This is a genomic window from Achromobacter sp. UBA4530 (assembly GCF_002388205.1).
GTDB lineage: Bacteria > Pseudomonadota > Gammaproteobacteria > Burkholderiales > Burkholderiaceae_B > Achromobacter > Achromobacter animicus.
This window is the reverse complement of the sequence record NZ_DGMA01000002.1, coordinates 15,088-38,680: the sequence shown is the minus strand read 5'-3', so window position 1 is coordinate 38,680 and position 23,593 is coordinate 15,088. Positions and strand designations below refer to the sequence as shown.

The window sequence follows — 23,593 nt, the reverse complement described above, 5'->3', positions numbered from 1 at the left end:
GCGCCCGGGAGCGGGCGGCACGCCGGTGCCGTCCGCGTCAGGTAAAATGCCGGGTTGCAAACCGGATTTGCGGCTGGCATTGGCCTGCCGCGATCCCGGGGGAGATGCTGTGGTGAAACCTTACGACTTTCCGGATGCCAAGGGCCATTTCGGGCCTTATGGCGGTGTTTTCGTGGCGGAAACGCTGATGCACGCGCTTGACGACCTGCGCGCGTCCTATGACCGTTACCGGGTCGATCCCGCCTTCCTCGAAGAGTTCAACTACGAGCTCAAGCATTTCGTGGGCCGGCCCAGCCCGGTCTACCATGCCCGGCGCTGGTCCGAACTCGTGGGCGGCGCCCAGATCTGGTTCAAGCGCGAAGACCTGAACCACACCGGCGCGCACAAGGTCAACAACTGCATCGGCCAGGCTCTCCTGGCCAAGCGCATGGGCAAGCCGCGTGTCATCGCCGAAACCGGCGCCGGCCAGCACGGCGTGGCCACCGCCACGGTCGCGGCCCGCTACGGCATGGAATGCGTGGTGTACATGGGCAGCGAAGACGTGCGCCGCCAGGCCTCCAACGTCTACCGCATGAAGCTTCTGGGCGCCACGGTGGTGCCCGTGAACTCCGGTTCGCGCACCCTGAAGGACGCGCTGAACGAAGCCATGCGCGACTGGGTCACCAACATCGAAAACACGTTCTACATCATCGGCACGGTGGCGGGTCCCGACCCCTATCCCCGCATGGTGCGCGACTTCCAGACCGTCATCGGCAACGAATGCCTGACGCAGATGCCCGAGGCCATCGGCCGCCAGCCCGACTACGTCGTGGCGGCGGTGGGCGGCGGCTCCAATGCCATGGGCATCTTCCATCCCTACATCCCCTACGAAAACGTGCGCCTGATCGGCGTCGAGGCGGCGGGCGAGGGCATGGACAGCGGCAAGCACGCCGCATCGCTGGCCGCGGGCCAGGTGGGCGTGCTGCACGGCAACCGCACCTACGTCATGCAGAACGCCGACGGCCAGGTTCAAGAAACGCATTCGGTCTCGGCCGGCCTGGACTACCCCGGCGTCGGTCCGGAACACGCCTGGCTCAAGGATTCGGCCCGTGCCGAGTACGTCGGCATCACCGACGACGAAGCCCTGAAGGCCTTCCACGACTGCTGCCGCATCGAAGGCATCATGCCCGCGCTGGAGTCGTCGCACGCCATCGCCCAGGCCGTCAAGATGGCCGCCACGCTGCCGCGCGACGCCGTCATCCTGGTCAATCTGTCTGGCCGCGGCGACAAGGACATGCACACCGTCGCCGAACGCGCCGGCATCGAGCTCTGAACATGACAACCCGCACCGATCGCATTGCCGCGGCTTTCGCGCGCACCGCAGAATCCGGCCGCGCAGCGGCCCTGATTCCCTACATCGCCGCCGGCGATCCTTCCCCCGCCGCCACGGTGCCGCTGATGCACGCGCTGGTTGACGCCGGCGCCGACGTCATCGAACTGGGTGTGCCGTTCTCGGATCCCATGGCCGACGGCCCGGTCATCCAGCGCGCCGCAGACCGCGCCATTGCGCAAGGCGTGGGCCTGGCCCGCGTACTGGAGCTGGTGGCCGACTTCCGCCAGCGCGACACCGAGACGCCCGTGGTCCTGATGGGCTACGCCAATCCCATCGAACGCATGGGCCAGGCCGAATTCGCCAGCCGTGCCGCGCAGGCCGGCGTGGACGGCGTGCTGGTCGTGGACTACCCGCCCGAAGAAGTCATCGAGTTCGCCGCCACCCTGGGCGAACACGGCATTGCGCCCATCTTCCTCTTGGCGCCCACCTCCACTGAAGACCGCATCAAGGCCGTCGCGGCCGTGGCACGCGGCTATGTGTACTACGTGTCGCTCAAGGGCGTGACGGGCGCTGGCTCGCTGAACACCGACGACGTCGCCGATCGCGTGGCCGTGATTCGCCGCCACGTGCGCGACATCCCGGTGGGCGTGGGCTTCGGCATCCGCGACGCCGAAAGCGCCCAGCGCGTGGCGCGCGCCGCCGATGCGGTCGTCATCGGCAGCAAACTGATTGAAACCATGGAGCAGGCGGTCGCCAACGCACCGGCTGCCCAGCAAACCGACGCCGCAGTCGCCGCCGCCAGCGGCTGGCTGCGCACCATCCGGCAGGCGCTGGATCAAGTAAAACGAGAGAACGCGTCGGCCTGAGCGGCCGGGTCGCGATCTCAAACGGGATGAATACTCAATGAGCTGGATCGATAAACTCCTGCCGCCTCGCATCAACAAAACCAGCGACAGCGGCGCCCGCCGCGTGCCCGAAGGCCTTTGGGTGAAATGCCCGTCGTGCGAATCGGTGCTGTATAGCGAAGACCTGGCAGCCAACCTCCACGTCTGCCCCAAGTGCGACCACCACATGCGGATCGGGGCTCGCGCCCGCATCGATTCGCTGCTGGACATGGAAGGCCGCGTTGAAATCGGCCAGAACACGCGTTCGGTCGACACCCTGAAGTTCAAGGACACGCGCAAGTACCCCGAGCGTCTGCAAGAGGCCGTCAAGGCAACGGGCGAGAGCGACGCGCTGGTCGTCATGAGCGGCTCGATCCGCGGCGTGCCCGCCACGCTGGCCTGCTTCGAATTCGAATTCATGGGTGGCTCGATGGGCTCGGTGGTGGGCGAGCGCTTTGCGCGCGGCGCCCAAGCGGCCCTCGACAACAAGACCCCGTTCATCTGCGTGGCCGCCTCGGGCGGCGCGCGCATGCAGGAAAGCCTGCTGTCGCTCATGCAGATGGCCAAGACCAACGCCATGCTGACCCGCCTGTCGGCCGCCGGCCTGCCGTTCATCAGCGTCCTCACCGATCCCACCATGGGCGGCGTGTCGGCCAGCTTTGCCTTCATGGGCGACGTGGTCATCGCCGAACCCAAGGCCCTGATCGGCTTTGCCGGTCCGCGCGTGATCGAACAGACCGTGCGTGAAAAGCTGCCCGAAGGCTTCCAGCGCGCCGAGTTCCTGCTGCAGAAGGGCGCCATCGACATGGTTGTCGACCGCCGCCAATTGCGCGAGGAAATCGCCCGCCTGCTGGCGCTGCTGACCAACCAGCCGGCGGACGTGGTCACCGCCTGATCGGGCCGACATTGCCGGGCTGCCGCTTGCGGCTGCATCGGCATCAATAGACATGCCGCCGGTCGCTTCTCGCGCCTGGCGGCATTTTGTTTTTCCGCAGCAGGGTGAACCCCTGGGCACGAGACTTGCTCCAGCCGCCTAGCGCAATTTCACCTGCGTGAATCCCGCGATTTTCGGAACAGTCTTTTTCACGGCGCTTTGTTGCCATATTGCGACATGCGCGCAGCGTGTTGGTCCGGATTTTGCTAATGTTCCCCGTTAGTCCAGAAATAGATGGAGTTGATCCCATGCAGTCGACGAAGAAGAAAATGCTGACGCGCCTTGCCGGCCTTGCCCTGGCAGGGGTTGCCACCTTTGCTAGCGCCCAATCGTCCGAGGGCACCCAAGGTGGCGTCAGCCTGCACTATGGCATTGGCGACCACTACAAGCGCCTGACCCTGAACTACGAGACTGCCTCGCTCTGGACCTATCAATTCGGCGGCAACTGGGGTCGTCTGGACCTGACGCCCGAATTCGGCGCGTCGTATTGGCAAGCCGACGGCTCGCGTTCGCCGGGCCACGTCTGGCAGTTCAGCGCCATCCCGATGTTCCGCTGGTGGACCGGCGAACGCTTCTACATCGAAGCGGGTATCGGCGCCACGCTGTTCTCCAGCACGCGCTTTGCCGACGAAAACATCAGCACGGCCTTCCAGTTCGGCGACCACGTTGGCGTGGGCTTCCTGGTCACGCCGAACAACCGTATCGGCGTGCGCTATTCGCACTTCTCGAACGCCAGCATCAAGCGCCCGAACCCGGGCCTGGACGTGGTGCAGCTCACCTACACGTACCAGTTCTGATCGCATGGCGCCGGTGCGGCGCGTGCTCGCGTGATTGCGCGCCCCGCTCGCAGATCTTGAAGACCACCCATCTGGGTGGTTTTTTTTTGCCTTGCCCGTGTGCGTGTCCCGCGTGTGCATCAGCGCAGAAACGACAAAAAAATTATGTTTTGACTGCCTGTCCACGTACTTGTTGGTGTTGAGTGCAATGGCCAGAATGCCCTGGCAGCACCCAAAACCACAACGAGCCGTCGCTCGGGCTTCCGATCCGCCGCTGCGCGCGCGGTCACGGCCAGATCCGGCAGGCGGCACACGGAGACTCAGATGAAACACCCCTGTACGCAGGCGCGCCGCTTGGCGCGCATGGCCGGCGCCGCTGGCCTGGCCCTTGCCCTGGCCACCGCCTCGTCCGCCGTCCTGGCCGACGACTTCCCAAACAAGCCTTTGCGCATGGTCGTCGGCTTCGCGCCGGGCGGCGGCGCGGATATCGTGGCCAGGCTGGTCGGCGCCAAGATGGCCGAGAGCCTGGGCCAGCAGGTCGTGGTGGAAAACCGCGCGGGCGCCACGGGCACGATTGCGGCCGACAATGTGGCGCGCTCCCCCGCGGACGGCTATTCGCTGTTCCTGGGATCGCAATCCACCATGGTGGTGGCGCCGTCGCTGTTCCCCACGCTGCCGTTCAAGCCCGAGACCGATTTCGAGCCGGTATCGCAGGTCGTGACCATGCCGCTGATCCTTGTGGTCAATCCGGCGCTGATCGACGTCAAGAGCGTCGGTGAACTCACCGAGCACATCCGGAAGGCCGGCAACGGTGCGCTGAGCTACGCGTCCTCCGGGCAAGGCGGCCCGCAGCACATCGCGGGCGAGCTGTACGCGCACCGGGTCGGCACGAAGGTCACGCACGTGCCGTACAAGGGCGAGTCCGCGGCCATTGCCGACGTGTTGGGCGGTCATGTGCCCTACATGTTCGCGAACCTGCCGGTGGCGCTGCCGCACATCGCGTCAGGCAAGGTCCGCCCGCTGGCCATCACCAGCCTCAAACGCGATCCGAAGGCGCCCGAGATTCCGACGCTGGCCGAATCGGGCTTCAAGGACTTCGAGGTGTCGACCTGGTACGGCGTCTTTGCGCCGGCCAAGACGCCCAAGCCCGTGGTCGACAAGCTCTCCGCATCGATCCGCACCGCGCTCGAGCAGCGCGACATGCAGGCCAAGCTGAGCGAACAGGGCTTCACCGTGGTCGGCAGCGACTCGGCCGACTTCAGCCGCTTCGTCGGCGCCGAACTGCCGCGCTGGTCGGTGCTGATCCGCGATATCGGCATCAAGCCGGAATAGCCTGGACGCTTCGCCTGGGCGCCGCTCAGCCGGGCGCCCCTAAGCCGGGCGCCCCTTCATCCATCCGAGACAACGACATGATCGACTTCACCGAAAAACGCGCCGCCGGCCCCGTCATCCGGCTGCATTCCGCCGATAACGTCGTGGTGGCGCGCGTGCCTATCGGCATCGGCACCGCCGTGCCTGCCGAGGACCTGGTCAGCCGCAGCCAGGTGCCCGCCGGGCACAAGATCGCGGCGCGCGACCTGCGCGCGGGCGAACCCATCCTGAAATACAACGTGTGCATCGGCTTTGCCGCGACGGACATTCCCGCCGGCACCTACGTGCATTCGCACAACATGGACTTCCAGGAGTTCGACCGCGACTACGCACATGCTCGTGACTATGTGCCGACGCCTGTGCTGCCTGAATCGGAGCAGGCGCAATTTCAAGGCATCGTGCGGGCGAACGGTCAGGTGGGCACGCGCAACTACATCGGCATCCTTGCCACGGTAAATTGTTCGGCCACGGTGGTGCATCGCATTGCGTCCGCCTTCACGGACGAGGTGATGGCCGCCTATCCCAACGTGGATGGCGTCGTCGCGCTAAGCCACGGCATGGGCTGCGGCATGGAAATGTCCGGCGAGCCCATGGACCTCCTGCGGCGCACGATGGGCGGGTACGCCTGTCATGCGAACTTCGCGGGCGTGCTGATCGTTGGCCTGGGCTGTGAACGCAATCAGCTCGATGCGCTGCTCAAGGACCAGGGCCTGGAAGCGGGCGCGCGGCTGCAGACGTTCATCATGCAGGAGACCGGCGGCACCCGCAAAACGATCGAAGCCGGCGTCGCCGCAGTGAAGACAATGCTGCCCGCCGCCAACGACGTGCGCCGCGAGCCGGTGTCCGCGCGTCACCTGAAGATCGGCCTGCAGTGCGGCGGCTCGGACGGCTTCTCGTCGATCACCGCCAATCCTGCGCTGGGCGCAGCCATGGACATCCTGGTGCGTCACGGCGGCACGGCCATCCTGTCCGAGACGCCGGAAATCTACGGCGTCGAACATACGCTGACGTCACGCGCGCGCAGCCGGGAAGTGGGCGAGAAGCTGGTCCAGCGCATCCGCTGGTGGAAGGAAGAGTATTCCCCGGGCCGCGACGTGCAGATCAACGGCAAGGTCAGTCCCGGCAACCAGATGGGCGGTCTGGCCAACATCTTCGAGAAGTCGCTGGGCTCGTCGATGAAGGGCGGCACTACAGCGCTGATGGAGGTCTATCGCTACGCGGAGCCGGTCCGGCAGCCCGGCATGGTGTTCATGGACACGCCGGGGTTTGATCCCGTGTCGGCAACGGGGCAGATCGCCGGCGGCGCCAACATGATCTGCTTCACGACAGGCCGCGGGTCGATGTTCGGCGCCAAGCCGGTGCCGTCGATCAAGCTTGCCACCAACACGCCGATGTACGAGCGGCTGACCGAAGACATGGACGTCAATTGCGGCGACATTCTGGACGGCACCGCCACGCTGCAGGAGGTGGCGCAGCGCATCTTCGAAGAGATTCTGCGCGTGGCCTCGGGCGCGCGCAGCAAGAGCGAGTTGCTGGGGTTGGGCGATCACGAGTTCCTGCCCTGGAACATCGGCGTCGTGAGCTGACCGCTTCCGCAACGCGTGAAGATCAGCGGACGGTCATGCGTGACCGCCCGCGCAGCGGATCGGACGCTCAGGCGTCCGACAACGAGTCGGCGCCCGGCATGTCGAAGCCGTTGGCCTGCAATGCGGTCTTCAGTGCGTCCGTCTGCGCGGCATTCAGCTCGACCAGGGGCGGACGCACCGTGGCCCACGCCGCATCGCCCGACTTCCAGGCAATTGCGGCCTTCATCGCGGGAATCATCGGGAACTGCTGGAACACGTTGCGCGTGGCGTTCAGCCCGGCCTGGCGCTCGTCGGCGTCCGCCTCCTGCCAGCGCTGCTGCAGCGCCACGATGGGACCCGGATTGACGTTGCCCGTGGCCGTGATGCAGCCCACGCCGCCTGCGCGCAGGGTCTGCAGCAGGAATGCCTCGCTGCCCGCATACACCTGGAATCCGCGCGGCGTGAAACGCTCGATCATCGCCGCCGTGTTGGCCCAGTCGCCGCCACTGTCCTTCACGCCGGCCACGATGCCGGGATAGCGGGTCAGCAGGCGGTCGATCAGATCCAGGCTGAGCGGCACCTGGCTGACGGGCGGGATGTGATACAGGTACAGGCGCAGCTTGTCGTCGCCCACGCCTTCGATCAGCTCGGCAAAGTAGCGGAACAGGCCTTCGTCGCTGACGCCCTTGTAGTAGAAGGGCGGCAGCACCAGCACGCCCATGCTCCCGCTGCGCACGGCATGCTGCGTCAACGCAATGGCGTCGGGCAGCGCGCACGCGCCCGTGCCGGGCATCAGCGCAGACGGCTCCACGCCGGCTTCCAGCAGCGCATCGAGCAGCGTGTGCTTTTCCGAGAGCGACAGCGAATTCGCCTCGGAGTTGGTGCCGAAAATGGCCAGTCCGACGGACTGTTCGCGCAGCCAGCGGCAGTGCTTCACGTAGCGCCCCAAGGCCGGGCGGTAGCGTTCATCGAACGGCGTCAGGACCGGCGAAAAGACGCCAGGAATGCGGGCAGGGGTCGTCATGTCTCTACTCGTTATTGGATGGGTGAAAAGGACGCGCCGCGGCCGCGCGGCTGCGATTTCCGATTCTGGCACCGATCCGCCCACCGAACATCTGCTGTTTAATGGGTTCAATCCATAAAATTGTTGTGGTTTGCCGCAGAGCGCGCCACACGTCCAAAAGAAGGGGAGACCGTGGATACGCGATATGTGCAGAGCTTTGTGTCGGTCATTGAAAGCGGATCGCTGGCCGAGGCGGCGCGACGGCTGGACCTGACGCCCGCCGCCATCGCCGCGCGCGTGCGCACGCTGGAAGAAGAACTGGGCGCCACGCTGGTCAAGCGCGTCGGCCGCAGCGTCAAGGCGACCGAAGCCGGCTTGAAGGTGCTGGAGCGCGCCCGCAGCGTGCTGCGCGAGGTGCGCGATCTGCGCGCCAGCGCCACGGACGATGCGCCGCTGGGCGAGCTGCGCCTGGGCGTCTCGGCCTCGGCACTGACTGGCATCATGCCCATCGTGCTGGCCCGCCTGTATCGGCGGATGCCCAAGCTGGCGGTCTTCATGGAACCCGGCACCTCCAACCATCTGTACCACCGCGTCATCAACGGCGACCTGGACGCGGCGTTCATCGTCAAGCCGCAGTTCAACCTGTCCAAGGGCTATGCGTGGAAGCTGGTGACCGAGGAGCCACTGGTGGTGCTCGCGCCGCCCGATACGCCGGGCAACGATGCGCACGAACTGATGCGCACCCAGCCCTTCATCCGCTACGACCGCAACGTCTGGGGCGGGCGCCTGGCCGACCAGTACCTGCGCCAGCACGGCATCGCGCCCCGCGAGCGGCTGGAGGTCGATGGGCTGATGGGCATTGCCTGCATGGTCTCCGAAGGCTTGGGCGTGTCGCTGGTGCCCGACTGGGCGCCGGACTCGCTCGACAGCCGCCGCGTCAGGCGGGTGCTTCTGCCCGGGCGTGCGCCGCTGCGCCGGATGGGCATCCTGTGGGCGCGCCACATGCCGCATTCGGCGCTGGCGGAAGCCTTTGTGGAAGAGGCGGGCCGGGCGCTGGATCCGCAATCGCGCCGCTCCGTGGGCGACTGAGGCATCGGTTGCGGCACGCCGCCCGCACATACTGTGGCCACAAAAAAACACCCCGCAAACCGTTTCCGGTGTGCGGGGTGTTTTGCCTGTCAGGGCCAGGCCCTGACGGCCGTGCGGCTTAGTGGCGCGTTTCGACCTGAACCAGCGGCTCGTTCGAGACGGGCGTCACCGGCTTGCGTTCGCGGCCCAGGCGGACCGGCGCGTACGAGGCGGCAATGCGCTGCTGCGTTTGCGCGTGGCGTTCCGGATCGGTTTCCACCCACTTCAGGCCGGCGGCATTGACCACGTCGTGCAAGGCTTGCGCCTTGGCGGCCGGGGCAACGGCAGGGACCACGATGGGCTGTTGCGCGCTGGCCGGCGCGACTGGCGCGGGGGCCGGTGCGACGGGAGCAGCGGCCACTGCCGGCGTCTGGACCACGGGTTCAGCGGCGGGCGCTTCCACCGGCGTCTGCACCGGCGCAGCGGGGACCGAAGCCTCGCTGGCAGGTTGCACGGCGACAGGCGGGGTCGCTTGCGGCGCGGTCTGCACGGGTTGAGCGGCAGGCTCAGCCGTGGGCTGGGCTACGGACTCAACCGCGGGCTTCACCGCGGGTTCGACGGCGGGCGCAACCACGGGCTCGGCGGCGGCCTGGACGGGCTCAGCCTTGGGGGCTTGAACCGGTTCGACCGGCGCTTGCTCGGGCTGGGCGGCGGTCTGCACGGGCTGGGCCGGGGCTTGAACCTGCTGCGCGGCGGCAGGAGCAGTTTGCTCGGCGGCCGATTGAACCGGCTCAGCAGCCTGGGCGGCGACGCCTTCGGCTTGCTGTTCGCCGGCGTCTTCGGCGCCGTCTTCCTGCAGCTCGTCGCTACCGGCCAGACCGGCTTCGTCCTGGCTGCGGCGGCCACGGCGGCTGCGGCGGCGGCGGCGTTTGCGCTCGGGGTCCGCGGCGCCTTCGGCACCTTCAGCGCCCGGGAACGCGTCGGCGGACTGTTCGTCGGCGTCAGCATTGTCCAGGGCTTCGGCAGCGGGCTTGGTATCCGACTTGGCGTCAGGCAGCGCGGTGGCGACCGTCTGGGCCAGCGCGGCGACCATGCTTTCCTGTTCGCTCATCGGCGCGTCGGATTGGCCTTCCTCGCGGCGGTTACGGCCACGGCCACGGCGGCGATTGCGGCCTGCGCCGGTGTCTTCACCGTTGAGCTCGGGCGTCTGTTCCGGACGGGCGGATGCCAGGGCTGCCTGGGTGGCGGCCTGGGTGTCGCGCTCGCCGCGGCCTTCGCCACGATTGTTGCGTTCGCCGCGTTCACCGTCCGAGCGGCGGTTGCCGCGGACGTGGTGACGGCCGCCTTCGGTGGCCTCGGCGCCTTCGCCACGGCCTTCGCCGCGGCGGTTGCGGTTGCGGTCGGAGCCGTGGCGTTCGCCGCGGCGTTCCTGGCCGTCATGGCCGCTGCGGCCCTTGCCACGCGACGAGCCTGCGCGCTTGGCGGTTTCTTCGGCGGCTACGGGGGCGGGCTTGGCGGGTTCGGAGCCGCCGGTCAGCCAGCTGACCAGACGCTTGAACAGGCCGCCCAGACCGGCGCCTGCCGCGGGCGCGGCGGGTGCGGCGGCCGGCGCTGCGGGCGTTGACACGGGGGCGGGCTGCGACGGCGTGATGCCCTTGACCAGGGCTTCCGGACGCGACTTGATTTCGCTTTCGCGCGGCTGCCAGGGCGCATCCGTGGCCGGCGCTTCCACCAGTTCGAAACTGGTCTTCAGCTCTTCCAGGCGGGGATCGTCGTGGCGCAGGCGCTCGATGTGATGGTGCGGCGTTTCCAGATGCTTGTTGGGGATCAGCATCAGGTTGACCTTCAGGCGGGCTTCCATCTTGGTGATGTCGGCACGCTTTTCATTCAACAGGTACGTGGCCACGTCGACGGGCACCTGGGCGTGGACTGCCGCAGTGTTTTCCTTCATGGCTTCTTCCTGCAGCAGGCGCAGGACGTGCAGGGCGCTGGATTCGGCGTCGCGGATCACGCCGGTGCCGTTGCAGCGCGGGCAGGTGATGTGCGAGCCTTCGTTCAGGGCCGGACGCAGGCGCTGGCGCGACAGTTCCATCAGGCCGAAACGCGAAATCTTGCCCATCTGCACGCGGGCACGGTCGAAATGGAGGGCATCACGCAGGCGCTGTTCGACGGCGCGCTGGTTCTTGCTGTCTTCCATGTCGATGAAGTCGATGACGATCAGGCCACCCAGGTCGCGCAGGCGCAACTGGCGGGCCACTTCGTCGGCCGCTTCCGAGTTGGTGCGCAGCGCGGTTTCCTCGATGTCGGCGCCGCGGGTCGAGCGGGCCGAGTTCACGTCCACGGAAACCAGGGCTTCGGTGTGGTCGATCACGATGGCGCCGCCCGAGGGCAGTTGCACCGTGCGCGAGTAGGCCGTTTCGATCTGGTGTTCGATCTGGAAGCGCGAAAAGAGGGGGATGTCGTCACGGTAGCGTTTGACGCGCTGGACGTTGTCCGGCATCACGACGCTCATGAAAGCAGTTGCCTGGTCGGCGATCTCGTCGGTGTCGATCAGGATCTCGCCGATTTCGGGCGAGAAGTAATCGCGGATCGCGCGGATGACCAGGCTGGATTCGAGATAGATCAGGATAGGCGCGGAGTTGTCGCGCGCGGCGCCGTCGATGGCGGTCCAGAGCTGCAGCAGATAGGACAGGTCCCATTGCAGTTCTTCGACGTTGCGGCCGATGCCTGCGGTGCGGGCGATGATGCTCATGCCCTGGGGCAGGTCGAGCTGTTCCATCGTGTCGCGCAGTTCCTGGCGATCCTCGCCCTCGACGCGGCGCGAAACACCACCGCCGCGGGGGTTGTTGGGCATCAGGACCAGGTAGCGGCCAGCCAGCGAGATGAACGTGGTCAGGGCTGCGCCCTTGTTGCCGCGTTCTTCCTTTTCGACCTGGACGATCAGTTCCTGGCCTTCGCGCAGGGCGTCCTGGATGCGGGCGGTACGGACATCGACGCCTTCCTTGAAGAAGCTGCGCGCAACTTCCTTGAAGGGCAGAAAGCCGTGACGGTCTTCGCCGTAGTTGACGAAGCAAGCTTCGAGGCCGGGTTCGATCCGGGTGATGACACCTTTGTAGATATTGCCTTTGCGCTGTTCGCGGCCGGCAGTCTCGATGTCAAGGTCGATGAGTTTTTGCCCATCGACGATAGCGACGCGTAATTCTTCCTGATGCGTCGCATTGAACAGCATGCGCTTCATGAGAGGGTTTCTCCGTTGTCATGACGCGCCGATATCGGCGCGTGACCTCGGGCCACTCGGGCTGCGGCTGAAGCGGGCAAGAAGGTGCGGACCGTACCTGGGCGGCGCCCAGGCGTATCCGCCGCGGGTCAGGCGGGCACGTCGTGCCGTGGGGCACGGGGTTCTGTCAGCAGGAGGGTCAGCTTCACTGAATGTGGTTTGACGGAAAAAATGCTGTGAACGGCAGCTGCGGTCGGATTGGTTGCCCACACGCAGCTGGTGCTTTAAATATGCGACGATTCTTGCAGTGCTTCAGAGCCGCTTGCGGCATGCAACGGACCTGCCGGAACAGCGGGCAAGATGAATGCCACACCACTATTCCGCAGGGCTCGGTTGCGCCGGCGACCAAGAGACCCAGGGGTTGAATGAGCAGGCAGTACAATGGCGGCCCGCGCGCTCGACGGAGTTGCGTGTTGGTTGCATCTCTACGCCAGGCGGCTAGTTCAGCCCCTTAAGGCTGTCCCGATTATATGTCGCTTTCCGCAATGCGCAAAGAAACTTCCTCCCCCGTATCCGCCTCTAAAGCAGCCCCCGCCGTCCGTATGGTTGAAGTGGGCGCCGAGCATGCCGGCCAGCGTCTGGACAACTTCCTCATGCGGCTGTGCAAGGGGGTGCCCAAGACGCACATCTACAAGGCGATCCGCGGCGGCGAAGTCCGCGTCAACAAGGGACGCATCCAGGTGGATTACCGGGTAGAGGAAGGCGACGTCGTCCGCATTCCGCCCCTGCGCCTGCCTGACCCCGGCAAGCCCCGACCCGTGCCCGCCGCCGAATTCCCGATCGTCTTCGAAGACGACGCCATGCTCGTGGTGGACAAGCCGGCCGGTGTTGCCGTTCACGGCGGCAGCGGGGTCTCGTTCGGCGTGATCGAACAACTGCGCGCCGCGCGCCCGCAGGCCAAGTTCCTGGAACTGGTGCACCGGCTGGACCGCGAGACCTCCGGCTTGTTGATGGTCGCCAAGAAGCGCAGCGCGCTGCTGGCGCTGCACGCCATGCTGCGCGAGGGCCGGAGCGACAAGCATTATTTCGCGCTGGTAGAGGGCGATTGGGTCAACGACCGCCAGCACATCAAGCTGTCCCTGACCAAATGGACCACGCAGTCCGGCGAGCGCCGCGTCAAGGTGGATCCGGACGGGCAGACGGCGCACACGATTGTCACGCTCAAACAGCGTTTTGGCGGTTACAGTCTGGTCGACGCCGAGCTGCGCACCGGACGCACCCACCAGATCCGGGTCCATCTGGCATCCAGCGGCTTTCCCATCGTTGGGGACGACAAATACGGCCACGACGACGTACGTGCGCAATTCGCGCGGCAGGGCTTCAACCGCATGTTCCTGCACGCTCACAGCCTCACCCTGCCTCACCCGCTGACGGGTGAGGTCATGACACTGACCGCCGAGCTGCCGCCAGCTTGCCGGAACATCCTGAAAACACTGGAGTCTGCCTGATATGTCGTATTCGCTGGTCGTCTTTGACTGGGATGGCACCCTGATGGATTCCACGCACAGCATCGTGGCCGCCATTCAGGGCGCTTGCCGCGATCTGGATCTGGCGGTGCCGTCCGCGTCCGAGGCAAGCTGGGTCATCGGCCTCTCGCTCGAAAGCGCGTTGCGCCGTGCCGTCCCCGAATTGACGCAGGCCATGCTGCCTCGCTTCCTTGAGCGCTACCGCACGCACTACCTGCTGCGCGATCCGGAATTGCGCCTGTTCGAGGGCATCAACGAGTTGCTGACCGACCTGGCTAGCCAGAACGTGCGGCTAGCTGTCGCCACGGGCAAGAGCCGCGTCGGCCTGACGCGCGCGCTGGCCGCGACCGGCCTGGGCCCTCTGTTCGACGCGACCCGCACCGCCGACGAGACCTTCAGCAAGCCGCACCCGGCCATGCTGCACGAACTGATGCAGGAACTGGACGTGGATCCGTCGCGGGTCATCATGGTGGGCGACACATCGCATGATCTGCAGATGGCCTGCAACGCGGGTGTGCACGGTCTGGGGGTCACCTACGGTGCGCACACCCTGAAGGAGCTTGAGGGGTGTGCCCCGCAAGCAGTGCTGGACACCGTGCCGCTCGTGCGCGAATGGCTTATGCCGCGCGTGAGTGCCGGCGCGTAGGCTCTGGCTGATGAAGGGCGGCAGGAACGTCCGCCGGTCCGCCGGGTCTATCCGGAAGGCGCTGCGCGTGCTTCGCGAGGGCGCCGCGGAATAAGATAGCCCCGTCCAGCGTCCATGGTTGACGCGGGCGCGCGCTCACGGAGCGCGGCGCCATACCGGAGATTACGATGCTGATACGCAAGCCCGACGACTTTTTGCCGTCCGAGATCACTTCCGAGGCCGTGTGGCGATCGCGCCGCGAACTCATGTTGCGCGCCGGCGCTGCCGCTGCTGCCGTCGGGCTGCCCGGCTGGGCTACGCGCGCCGCCCACGCGCAGGACGCCGACGCGCTGCCGGGCAAATCCAACCCTGCGTTCAGCATCATGGACAAGCAGACGTCACTGGCAGACATCACGTCCTACAACAATTACTACGAGTTCGGCGTAGATAAGGGCGAACCGGCCAAAAATGCTGGCAAGTTGCAGACCCGGCCGTGGACCGTGAGCGTCGAGGGCGAGGTCAACAAGCCGCGCACGTTCACCATCGAAGAGTTGCTCAAGCTCGCGCCCATGGAAGACCGCGTCTACCGCCTGCGCTGCGTCGAGGGCTGGTCCATGGTCATTCCGTGGGTTGGGTATTCGCTGTCCGAGGTGCTCAAGCAGGTGGAGCCGAATGGCAACGCCAAGTACGTCGAATTTGTCACTGCCGTTCAGCGGGAAAACATGCCGGGCGTGCGCGCTGCCATCCTGGAGTGGCCGTATGTGGAGGGGTTGCGCCTGGACGAAGCCATGCATCCGCTGGCGATGCTGGTCTTTGGCGTCTATGGGCGCGTGCTGCCCAACCAGAACGGAGCGCCCCTGCGGTTGGCCGTGCCGTGGAAGTATGGATTCAAGTCGGGCAAATCGCTGGTGAAGATCCGGCTGGTGGAAAAGCCGCCCGTCACGTCCTGGGTCAAGTCGGCCCCGCAAGAATACGGCTTCTACGCCAATGTGAACCCTAACGTCGCGCATCCTCGCTGGAGCCAGGCCACCGAGCGCCGCATCGGCGAGGACGGCCTGTTCACGCCCAAACGCAAGACGCTCATGTTCAACGGCTACGGCGATCAGGTGGCGTCGCTTTATCAGGGCATGGACCTGAAGGCCAATTACTGAGGCGCTGATCCGTGTCCGTTGCTCCTCGCGCTGCCTCGGCTGCGGCACCCAGGAAGGCGCAGCTTTCGGCCCGGACGATCGGGCGCTTCAAGCCGCTGCTCTTTCTGCTGGGCCTGGCGCCGTTCGCGCGCTGGATATGGCTGGGAATGCACGACGGCCTCACGGCAAATCCCGTTGAATTCCTGACGCGATCGTCTGGCACCTGGGCACTGGTATGCCTGCTGGTCACCCTGGCCATCACGCCGCTGCGCCGTCTGGCGGGGCAGCCCGCGCTGGTACGCGTTCGGCGCATGTGCGGATTGTTCGCGTTCTTCTACGCGGCGCTGCATTTCATGGCGTGGGTATGGTGGGACCGCGGGTTCGATCCCGCCGAAATGGTGCGTGACATCGTCGAACGTCCCTTCATCATGGTGGGATTTTCGGCCTTCGTGCTGATGACCGCTCTGGCGGCCACGTCGACGCAGTGGGCGATGCGGCGGTTGGGCAAGCGCTGGCAGACGCTGCACCGGGCCATCTATGCCATCGGCCTGCTGGCGATTCTGCACTACTGGTGGCACAAGGCGGGCAAGAATGACCTGTCCGAGCCCGCGATCTACGCCGCGGTGCTGGCCGTGCTGCTGGGTTGGCGCGTCGTTGCCTGGTGGCGCGCGCGGGCGTAGTCCGCTAGCGCGCTGGGGCGCCGTAGCTACTGCATGGCCAGCATGATGGCCGCGGTTTCCGCGTCGGGCTGGCCATCGTGCAGGGCAGGGCGGTAGTGCATCTGGAACGCGGCCAGCGTGTTGATCGTTGCGCGGTCCAAAGTGCCGTCCTGCGGACTGGCGTAGCCAAGCCGCTGCAGCTGCTTCTGAAACCATGCGACATCCGGCACGCCTTCGATCTGCAGGCGAGCCAGATGCTGGGCCGCGCCTGCCTCGTTGTACCAGCGCCCGATACCCGCGTCCGCCAGCGTCTTCCAGGGGAACAGCGGGCCCGGATCCACCTTGCGCTGCGGCGCGATGTCGCTGTGGCCCACGACGTTCTCCGGCACGATGTTGTGCCGGCGGATGATGTCGCGCAGCAGGATGGTCAGCGCCCGGACCTGGCGGTCGTCGTAGGGGTGCCAGACGCGCTCCCCGTCGCTGCCTTCGGTCCAGCCCGGATTGACGATCTCGATGCCGATCGAGGTGCTGTTCGTTGCGATGTTGCCGTACCAGGAACTGGCCCCGGCGTGCCATGCGGCGCGGTTTTCGTCGACCAGCCGATAGGCGCGGCCATCCAGGTCCAGCAGGTAATGCGCGCTGACCTTGCCCTTGGAAAGCAGGCGCAGCGACTCGGCGTCGTCGACGGTGGTGTAGTGCACGACCACGGATCGCACCCGGCTGCTCTGGCTGACGGCGGTGATCGAGGTGTCCAGATCCAGGCCGGCGGGCCCGCGCGCCGCGCAGCCGGCCAGGACCGCCGCGGCCAGCAGCGTGGAAAATAGGCGGATCATGATCAGCGCGCCAGGTACAGGAACAGCGTCGGCAGCTTGTCCAGCTGGGGCGCCGGCAACTTCTTCCAGTCGGCCACCGTATGGGTGACCACCCATTCGTCTGCCGTCGTCATCGAGCGCGCCACGCACAGCTTGGTGTCGCCCTTCAAGGTGGCGATCAGCGTGGCAAACATCGCGGCGTTGCGGTATGGGGTCTCGATCAACAACTGCGTCTGGTTGTGGCGGGCCGAGTGCTGCTCCCAGGCGCGCAGTTGCTTGGCACGTTCGCCGGGTTCCACCGGGGCATAACCATGAAAGGCGAAACGCTGCCCGTCCAGGCCGCTGGCCATCAAGCCCAGCAGAATCGAAGAGGGGCCTACCCAGGGTTTGACGGCGATCCCCATGCGGTGCGCTGCGTCCACGACCTTGGTGCCGGGGTCCGCGACGGCGGGGCAGCCTGCCTCGGAAACCAGGCCGATCTCCGCGCCGCGCTTTGCGGGGTCGAGCCATGCCTTGATCTGCGCGGCGTCGGCCTTGTCGGTGAGGGTGTGGATGGTGATTTCCTGCAGCGGCCGGGTGGTGCCGATGAGCTTCAGGAAGGCGCGAGCGGTCTTGGCGTTCTCGGCGATGTAGGTGTCCAGCCGGCCGGCCAGCGCGCGCACGTCGGCTGGCAGCCAGCGCTCGGGGGGCGCATCGCCCAGGCTGACCGGAATCAGGTGCAGGGCGCCGGTCATGCGGATGCTCCCGGGGCGTCGAGCGGATCCAGTCCGAAAGTTGCCAGCATGCGTGTCAACTCGATCAGCGGCAGGCCTATGATGGCGGTTGGATCGTCGCTTTGAATGCTTTCCATCAGGGCAATGCCCAGGCTTTCCGCCTTGGCGCTGCCTGCGGTATCGTAAGGCTCTTCGGCGCGCAGGTAGGTGTCGATGGCATGGTCGGACAGTTGGCGGAACCGGCAGCGCGTCACAATGTCGGCCTTTTCCACGCGTTGGCCGTCGGTCACGGCCAGCGCGCTGTGAAACTCCACCAGTCTGCCCGACAGCGCGCGCAGTTGCGCCTGGGCCCGCGTGAAGTCGCCCGGCTTGCCGATGGGGGCGCCGTCCACGGTGGCAACCTGGTCAGAGCCGATCACGATGCTGCCCGGATGTTTTTCCGCCACCACCATCGCCTTCGCGACGGACAGGCGCAGCGCCAGCACCTCCGGGGTTTCGCCAGGTTGTGGCGTTTCGTCTACATCGGGGGAAATCGCGGAAAAGGGCAGCCGCAGGCGGGACAACAGTTCTTTGCGGTATCGCGAGCTGGACGCGAGGATCAAGCTAGGTTTGTGGGGCATGCGGCATTTGACGGTAATACGTAAGTCACAGTATTATCTAACGTTTTGCGGCATTTTTGCAGGAACATCAACATGACACCGAAGGGAAAGCCTGGCGATGCGAGTCGCCGCGCGGACGGATCGGCCGGTGCTGGTGTGAATGCGGCGGACTCTGACGTCAAGCGCATCGACGCCTTCGCCTTTGCCCGTCTGGGTAAAAGCGCGCAGGGCAGCATCGCCTTGGTGCGTCTTGCCCGCGTGGTCGATGGCCTGCCCGAGCAACCGCTGGGCGAAGCCGGACTTGTGACCTGGTCCGTGCAAGGCGAAGAAGGCAAAACCGGCTTGCTGATGGGCCAATCGCTTTTGCGCCTGCATGTGAAGGCGAATCCGGTGGTTGTGTGCCAGCGGTGCAATGCGCCGTTTGCGTATCCGGTCGACAGCGAAGTCGTGCTGCAACTGGTCAAATCCGAAGACGACCTCGACGATGATCATTCCTTTGCCGATCAAGGCGACGATGACGACGACGAGGACGACGAAGGCGTAGGAAGGGATTCTGTGGCCCAGCAACCTGAAAAGGTGGTGGGTTCGCATCATTTTGATCTGTTGGCCCAGATCGAAGATGAGCTCATTCTGAGCATTCCGTATGTGCCCAAGCATGATGTATGCCCGGGCGCGCAGGCCAAGGCCAGCGAAGCTTCTGAAGAGGAGCCCGCTGTCAAGCGTCCGTCGCCGTTTGCGGTGCTGGAACAACTGAAGCACAAAGATTGAGATCAACATCGGGCCGCATCGCGTACAATGCGCCCCGTTTCTAGGAGTCATCATGGCCGTTCAACAAAACAAGAAGTCCCCCTCCAAGCGCGGTATGCACCGTTCGCACGATTTTCTGGTGGCCCCGTCGACCGCCATCGAACCGAACACCGGTGAAACGCACCTGCGTCACCACATCAGCCCCAACGGCTTCTACCGTGGCCGCAAGGTCCTGAAGACCAAGGCCGACGAATAAGGCCCCCGGGCCGAACTCGTACTCGGACCATTTCGGCTGAGCGCTGATACCTGGCACCCGTGATACGCATCGCCATAGACTGTATGGGCGGAGACTTCGGTCTGCCCGTCACGATTCCGGCTGCGATCGAGTTCGCCCGGCAATTTCCGGACACCCGGCTATTGCTGGTCGGGCTTCCCGACGCTATCGAAGCTGCGCTCTCCGAGCACCGCAACGTGGCGCGCGATCGCTTTGAGATCGTGGCGGCTTCCGAAGTCGTCACCATGGACGACCCGGTCGAGGTCGCCCTGCGCCGCAAAAAAGACTCCTCCATGCGCCTCGCTGCCCAGTCCGTCAAGGATGGGCGGGCGGACGCCTGCATTTCCGCGGGCAACACGGGCGCCTGGATGGCCATCTCACGTTATGTGCTCAAGACGCTGGACGGTATCGACCGCCCGGCGATCGCCACGTCCATTCCGAACCAGACGGGCCGCGCCACCACGGTGCTGGACCTGGGCGCGAATGTGGACTGCACGGCCGAGCACCTGCTGCAATTCGCCATCATGGGCGCCGCGCTGTCGCAGGCGGTGGACCATCGCGACAACCCCACCGTGGGTTTGCTGAACATTGGCGAAGAAGTCATCAAGGGCAACGAAGTCGTCAAGGAAGCCGCCGAGCTTCTGCGCGGCAGCCCGCTGAACTTCTACGGCAACGTCGAAGGCAATGACATCTTCAAGGGCACGGTCGACGTCGTCGTCTGCGACGGCTTTGTCGGCAACGTCGTGCTCAAGTCCGTGGAAGGACTGGCGAAGATGCTGTCCAGCATCATTCGCGAAGAGTTCAAGCGCAATCTGATCACGCTGATCGCCGGCGCGGTGGCCAAGCCTGTGCTGAACCGCCTGCGCAACCGCGTGGACAACCGCCGCTACAACGGCGCGGCTTTGCTCGGCTTGCGTGGCGTCGTCATCAAGAGCCACGGATCCGCGGACGTTTACGCCTTCGGTTTTGCCTTGCAACGCGCGCGCGAAGCCGTAGTGAGTAAACTGCTGGAGCGCACCGCGCAGACGGTCGCTCAAATTACCAAGCGCGTTCAATCCGGCGATCGCCCATCGGCGGCGTCGCCCAACGTGGCTGGGGATACCGCTTGATGGATACCGCAATGAAATACTCCGTGATCGCGGGCACCGGCAGCTTCCTGCCGGAACGCGTGGTTTCGAATGACGAACTGGCTGCGGAACTGGCGACGCGCGATATCGCCACCTCCGACGAATGGATTGTCGAGCGCACGGGCATCCGTCAGCGCCATCTGGCCGAGCGTGGCGTGACCACCAGCCAGCTGGCCACCGAGGCCTCGCGCCGCGCGCTGGCCGATGCGGGCGTTGATGCTTCCGAAATCGATCTCGTCATCGTGGCCACGTCCACGCCCGATTTCGTGTTTCCCAGCACGGCCTGCCTGGTGCAGGCCAACCTCGGCGCCAAGGGTTCGGCCGCGTTCGACGTGCAGGCCGTGTGCAGCGGCTTCGTCTACGCGCTCACCACCGCCGACAGCTTCATCCGCGCGGGCCGCGCGCGCTGCGCGCTGGTGATCGGCGCCGAAGTGTTCTCGCGCATCCTCGACTGGAACGACCGCAGCACCTGCGTGCTGTTCGGTGACGGCGCCGGCGCTGTTGTGCTGAAGGCCTCCGACACGCCCGGCATCCTGGCCGCGCAACTGCATGCCGACGGCAGCCAGATGAAGATCCTCAGCGCCGCGGGCAACGTGGCCTACGGCGACGTCACGGGCGATCCCTTCCTGCGCATGGACGGCCAGGCCGTCTTCAAGCAGGCCGTCACCGTCCTGGACCGCTCGGCGCGCGACACCTGCGCCGAAGCCGGCGTCACCGTTGCCGACGTCGATTGGCTGATCCCGCATCAGGCCAACGTGCGCATCCTGAATTTCCTGGCTCGCAAGCTGGACGTGCCCGTCGAGAAGGTCGTCATCACCGTCGACAGTCACGCCAACACGTCCGCGGCCAGCGTGCCGCTTGCGCTCGATGCCGCGCGCCGCGACGGCCGCGTCAAGCCGGGCCAGCTCATCCTGATGCAGGGCGTGGGCGGCGGATTCACCTGGGGCTCGGTACTGGCTCGCATGTAAGGGTGTGCCCTGGCCGCGGCGGCATGTGTGCCGCGGGCGGCCGGAGAGCACGCCTGGCATTCCACACAGACACTGAATCAATCCACACGCTCAATCATGAAAATCGCTTTTGTCTTTCCTGGCCAGGGTTCGCAAGCTGTCGGCATGCTGGACGCCTGGTCTGGCGTGGCGGCGGTCGCGGGCACCGTCGCACGGGCCTCGCAGGCGCTGGGTCAGGACCTGGGCGCGCTGATCGCGCAGGGTCCCGTCGAACAGCTCAACCTGACCACCAACACGCAGCCGGCCATGCTGACCGCCGGCGTTGCTTTTTACAACGCCTGGATCGCCGCGGGCGGCCGCAAGCCTGATGTCGTGGCCGGCCACAGCCTGGGCGAATACGCCGCGCTGACCGCCGCCGGTTCGCTGGCGCTGGAAGACGCCGTGCGCCTGGTGCGCGTGCGGGCTGACGCCATGCAGGCCGCCGTTCCGGTCGGCACCGGCGCCATGGCCGCCATCCTGGGCCTGGACGACGACGCCGTGCGCGCCGCGTGTGCGCAAGCCGCACAAGGTGAAGTGGTCGAAGCCGTCAACTTCAATGCGCCCGCGCAAGTCGTGATCGCCGGCCACAAGGCAGCAGTCGAACGCGCCTGCGAACTGGCCAAGGCTGCCGGCGCCAAGCGCGCCTTGCTGCTGCCCGTATCCGCGCCGTTCCACTCCAGCCTGCTCAAGCCCGCCGCCGACGTGCTGGCTGGCGCGCTCGCTGGCGCCGCTGTGTCCGCGCCGCAAGTGCAGGTCATCAACAACGTCGATGTGGCTTCGCCCACCGACCCCGACGCGATCCGCGATGCGCTGGTTCGTCAGGCGTGGCATCCTGTGCGCTGGGTCGAAACCCTGCGCGCCATGAAGGCGCAAGGCGTCACGCACGTCATCGAATGCGGTCCGGGCAAGGTGCTTGCTGGCCTGACCAAGCGCATCGACCCCGAACTCACCGGGCTGGCCATCACCGATCCTGCTTCGCTGGAAGCGGCGATGGCAGCCGTCAACGGAAACTGATCAATGGACAACACCTCGACCGAACTGCAGGGCAAGATCGCGCTCGTCACGGGCGCGACCCGCGGCATTGGCCGGGCGATCGCCCTGGAACTGGCCGGACGCGGCGCAACCGTCGTCGGCACCGCCACGTCCGAATCGGGCGCGGCTGGCATCACCGAAGCGCTGGCGCCGTTCGGCGGCCGCGGCGTGGTGCTGGACGTGACCGACGCCGCTGCCTGCGATGCGCTGATCGACGCGCTGGGCAAGGAAGGCGGCGGTCCGCACATCCTCGTCAATAACGCCGGCATCACCCGTGATACGCTGGCGATGCGCATGAAGGACGACGATTGGTCGGCCGTCATCGACACCAACCTGGCTTCCGTCTTCCGCCTGTCGCGCGCCGTGTTGCGCAGCATGATGAAGGCCCGCTGGGGACGCATCATCAACGTGACTTCCGTGGTGGGCTCCAGCGGTAACGCGGGCCAGGCCAATTACGCAGCCGCGAAGGCGGGTGTGGCGGGCATGGCGCGTGCTCTGGCACGTGAACTGGGCAGCCGCAACATCACCGTGAACTGCGTGGCGCCTGGCTTCATCGATACCGACATGACGCGTGCGCTGGGTGAAAACCAGACCGCGGCGCTGCTGCAACAGATTCCGCTGGGCCGTTTGGGCTCGCCGGCTGATATTGCGCATGCCGTGGCCTTTTTGTCCGGACCGCAGGCGGGTTACATTACCGGCACCACCCTGCACGTCAACGGCGGGATGTACATGCAATAAATCACGAATCACGCGCCGCCGCCGGGCAGCCGGCAAGGCGGCGCGCGATTCTCCGGAAACGCCGCACATGGTCAACCTGCGCCGGTCTCGGCGACAGAACAAATGCGCGGTGTTATTTTTGTCACGGTCAGGCGTTGCATCACTCCGCGCTTGGCTATAATTCGCGGGATTTTTCCCAATTGGAGATCTGCATGGAAAGCATCGAACAGCGCGTCAAGAAGATCGTCGCTGAACAACTTGGCGTCAACGAAGCCGAGATCAAGAACGAGTCCTCCTTCCTTGACGACCTCGGTGCCGATTCGCTCGACATGGTCGAACTGGTCATGGCCCTCGAAGACGAATTCGAGACCGAGATCCCCGACGAAGAGGCCGAAAAGATCACGACCGTGCAACAAGCGATTGACTACATCAATTCGCACGGTAAGCAGTAAGCTCAGCCTATATCGTCCTGGTTGCCCGATTTCGTCGGCCAACCTGGAATCAGGGCGGTTTCAG

General features: G+C 65.9%; 23 protein-coding genes. 18 read left to right on the top strand and 5 right to left on the bottom strand.

From position 1 onward, the window contains the following. Window positions 1–112 precede the first annotated feature (112 nt). The 6 genes from trpB (at window position 113) to B2W22_RS00760 (ending at window position 6,863) form a co-directional block, all read left to right on the top strand. Window positions 113–1,312 (top strand): tryptophan synthase subunit beta, encoded by a 1,200-nt coding sequence (gene trpB, locus B2W22_RS00785; protein ID WP_175122971.1) that lies wholly within the window; start codon window positions 113–115, stop codon window positions 1,310–1,312. 2 nt (window positions 1,313–1,314) lie between these two features. Next, complete coding sequence (gene trpA, locus B2W22_RS00780) at window positions 1,315–2,178, top strand: tryptophan synthase subunit alpha (RefSeq protein WP_175122970.1); 864 nt, start codon at window positions 1,315–1,317, stop codon at window positions 2,176–2,178. Between the two features lie 37 nt (window positions 2,179–2,215). After that, window positions 2,216–3,091, top strand: a complete 876-nt coding sequence (accD, locus tag B2W22_RS00775; protein WP_175122969.1) for an acetyl-CoA carboxylase, carboxyltransferase subunit beta — start codon at window positions 2,216–2,218, stop codon at window positions 3,089–3,091. A gap of 287 nt (window positions 3,092–3,378) precedes the next feature. Beyond that, window positions 3,379–3,927 (top strand): acyloxyacyl hydrolase, encoded by a 549-nt coding sequence (locus B2W22_RS00770; RefSeq protein WP_063956455.1) that lies wholly within the window; start codon window positions 3,379–3,381, stop codon window positions 3,925–3,927. A gap of 303 nt (window positions 3,928–4,230) precedes the next feature. Beyond that, window positions 4,231–5,238, top strand: a complete 1,008-nt coding sequence (locus B2W22_RS00765; protein ID WP_175122968.1) for a Bug family tripartite tricarboxylate transporter substrate binding protein — start codon at window positions 4,231–4,233, stop codon at window positions 5,236–5,238. A 77-nt stretch (window positions 5,239–5,315) separates the two neighbouring features. Next, a complete protein-coding gene (locus B2W22_RS00760) occupies window positions 5,316–6,863 on the top strand; it encodes a UxaA family hydrolase (RefSeq protein ID WP_286935916.1) in 1,548 nt (515 codons plus the stop codon). Between the two features lie 67 nt (window positions 6,864–6,930). Here the strand turns inward: B2W22_RS00760 and B2W22_RS00755 are convergent, their stop codons facing one another. Beyond that, complete coding sequence (locus B2W22_RS00755; protein ID WP_175122966.1) at window positions 6,931–7,866, bottom strand: dihydrodipicolinate synthase family protein; 936 nt, start codon at window positions 7,864–7,866, stop codon at window positions 6,931–6,933. A gap of 171 nt (window positions 7,867–8,037) precedes the next feature. Here B2W22_RS00755 and B2W22_RS00750 point away from each other — a divergent pair, with 171 nt between their 5' ends. Further along, window positions 8,038–8,934, top strand: a complete 897-nt coding sequence (locus tag B2W22_RS00750) for a LysR family transcriptional regulator (protein WP_175137332.1) — start codon at window positions 8,038–8,040, stop codon at window positions 8,932–8,934. A 118-nt stretch (window positions 8,935–9,052) separates the two neighbouring features. On the opposite strand, the gene B2W22_RS00745 is transcribed toward B2W22_RS00750, so the two are convergent. Continuing rightward, a complete protein-coding gene (locus tag B2W22_RS00745; RefSeq protein ID WP_286935914.1) occupies window positions 9,053–12,151 on the bottom strand; it encodes an Rne/Rng family ribonuclease in 3,099 nt (1,032 codons plus the stop codon). 524 nt (window positions 12,152–12,675) lie between these two features. Between B2W22_RS00745 and B2W22_RS00740 the strand changes: the two genes are divergently transcribed. The 4 genes from B2W22_RS00740 to msrQ all read left to right on the top strand — a co-directional run bounded on the left by B2W22_RS00740 (window position 12,676) and on the right by msrQ (window position 16,091). Next, window positions 12,676–13,638, top strand: a complete 963-nt coding sequence (locus B2W22_RS00740) for an RluA family pseudouridine synthase (RefSeq protein WP_370647791.1) — start codon at window positions 12,676–12,678, stop codon at window positions 13,636–13,638. 1 nt (window position 13,639) lies between these two features. Beyond that, window positions 13,640–14,302: an HAD family hydrolase gene (locus B2W22_RS00735; RefSeq protein WP_175122962.1), complete on the top strand. Its 663-nt coding sequence runs from the start codon at window positions 13,640–13,642 to the stop codon at window positions 14,300–14,302. 167 nt (window positions 14,303–14,469) lie between these two features. Beyond that, entirely contained in the window at window positions 14,470–15,432 is a 963-nt protein-coding gene (gene msrP, locus B2W22_RS00730; protein WP_286935913.1) for a protein-methionine-sulfoxide reductase catalytic subunit MsrP, read from the top strand. 11 nt (window positions 15,433–15,443) lie between these two features. Continuing rightward, window positions 15,444–16,091 (top strand): protein-methionine-sulfoxide reductase heme-binding subunit MsrQ, encoded by a 648-nt coding sequence (gene msrQ, locus B2W22_RS00725; protein WP_175122960.1) that lies wholly within the window; start codon window positions 15,444–15,446, stop codon window positions 16,089–16,091. A gap of 26 nt (window positions 16,092–16,117) precedes the next feature. Here the strand turns inward: msrQ and B2W22_RS00720 are convergent, their stop codons facing one another. Genes B2W22_RS00720 through B2W22_RS00710 form a run of 3 tightly spaced genes read right to left on the bottom strand, consistent with a single transcriptional unit; the run spans window position 16,118 to window position 18,215 of the window. Further along, window positions 16,118–16,903: an N-acetylmuramoyl-L-alanine amidase gene (locus tag B2W22_RS00720; RefSeq protein ID WP_286935912.1), complete on the bottom strand. Its 786-nt coding sequence runs from the start codon at window positions 16,901–16,903 to the stop codon at window positions 16,118–16,120. Window positions 16,904–16,905: 2 nt separating this feature from the next. Beyond that, window positions 16,906–17,616 (bottom strand): SAM-dependent methyltransferase, encoded by a 711-nt coding sequence (locus tag B2W22_RS00715; RefSeq protein ID WP_286935911.1) that lies wholly within the window; start codon window positions 17,614–17,616, stop codon window positions 16,906–16,908. Continuing rightward, window positions 17,613–18,215: a Maf-like protein gene (locus tag B2W22_RS00710; RefSeq protein ID WP_286935909.1), complete on the bottom strand. Its 603-nt coding sequence runs from the start codon at window positions 18,213–18,215 to the stop codon at window positions 17,613–17,615. Before B2W22_RS00710 ends, B2W22_RS00715 begins: the two co-directional genes overlap by 4 nt. A 72-nt stretch (window positions 18,216–18,287) precedes the next feature. On the opposite strand from B2W22_RS00710, the gene B2W22_RS00705 reads away from it, so the two are divergent. The 7 genes from B2W22_RS00705 to acpP all read left to right on the top strand — a co-directional run bounded on the left by B2W22_RS00705 (window position 18,288) and on the right by acpP (window position 23,529). Further along, entirely contained in the window at window positions 18,288–18,962 is a 675-nt protein-coding gene (locus tag B2W22_RS00705; protein WP_175123347.1) for a YceD family protein, read from the top strand. Between the two features lie 52 nt (window positions 18,963–19,014). Further along, window positions 19,015–19,197, top strand: coding sequence for a 50S ribosomal protein L32 (gene rpmF, locus B2W22_RS00700; protein ID WP_006218037.1), 183 nt, complete (start codon window positions 19,015–19,017; stop codon window positions 19,195–19,197). Window positions 19,198–19,256: 59 nt separating this feature from the next. Continuing rightward, a complete protein-coding gene (gene plsX, locus B2W22_RS00695) occupies window positions 19,257–20,324 on the top strand; it encodes a phosphate acyltransferase PlsX (RefSeq protein ID WP_175137337.1) in 1,068 nt (355 codons plus the stop codon). Further along, on the top strand, window positions 20,324–21,310 hold the full coding sequence (locus B2W22_RS00690) for a beta-ketoacyl-ACP synthase III (RefSeq protein WP_175122955.1): 987 nt from the start codon (window positions 20,324–20,326) through the stop codon (window positions 21,308–21,310). Before plsX ends, B2W22_RS00690 begins: the two co-directional genes overlap by 1 nt. Before the next feature lie 96 nt (window positions 21,311–21,406). Further along, entirely contained in the window at window positions 21,407–22,342 is a 936-nt protein-coding gene (fabD, locus tag B2W22_RS00685; RefSeq protein WP_175137339.1) for an ACP S-malonyltransferase, read from the top strand. Window positions 22,343–22,345: 3 nt separating this feature from the next. Further along, a complete protein-coding gene (fabG, locus tag B2W22_RS00680) occupies window positions 22,346–23,098 on the top strand; it encodes a 3-oxoacyl-ACP reductase FabG (protein ID WP_175122953.1) in 753 nt (250 codons plus the stop codon). 191 nt (window positions 23,099–23,289) lie between these two features. After that, window positions 23,290–23,529 (top strand): acyl carrier protein, encoded by a 240-nt coding sequence (gene acpP, locus B2W22_RS00675; protein ID WP_003813816.1) that lies wholly within the window; start codon window positions 23,290–23,292, stop codon window positions 23,527–23,529. Window positions 23,530–23,593 lie beyond the last annotated feature (64 nt).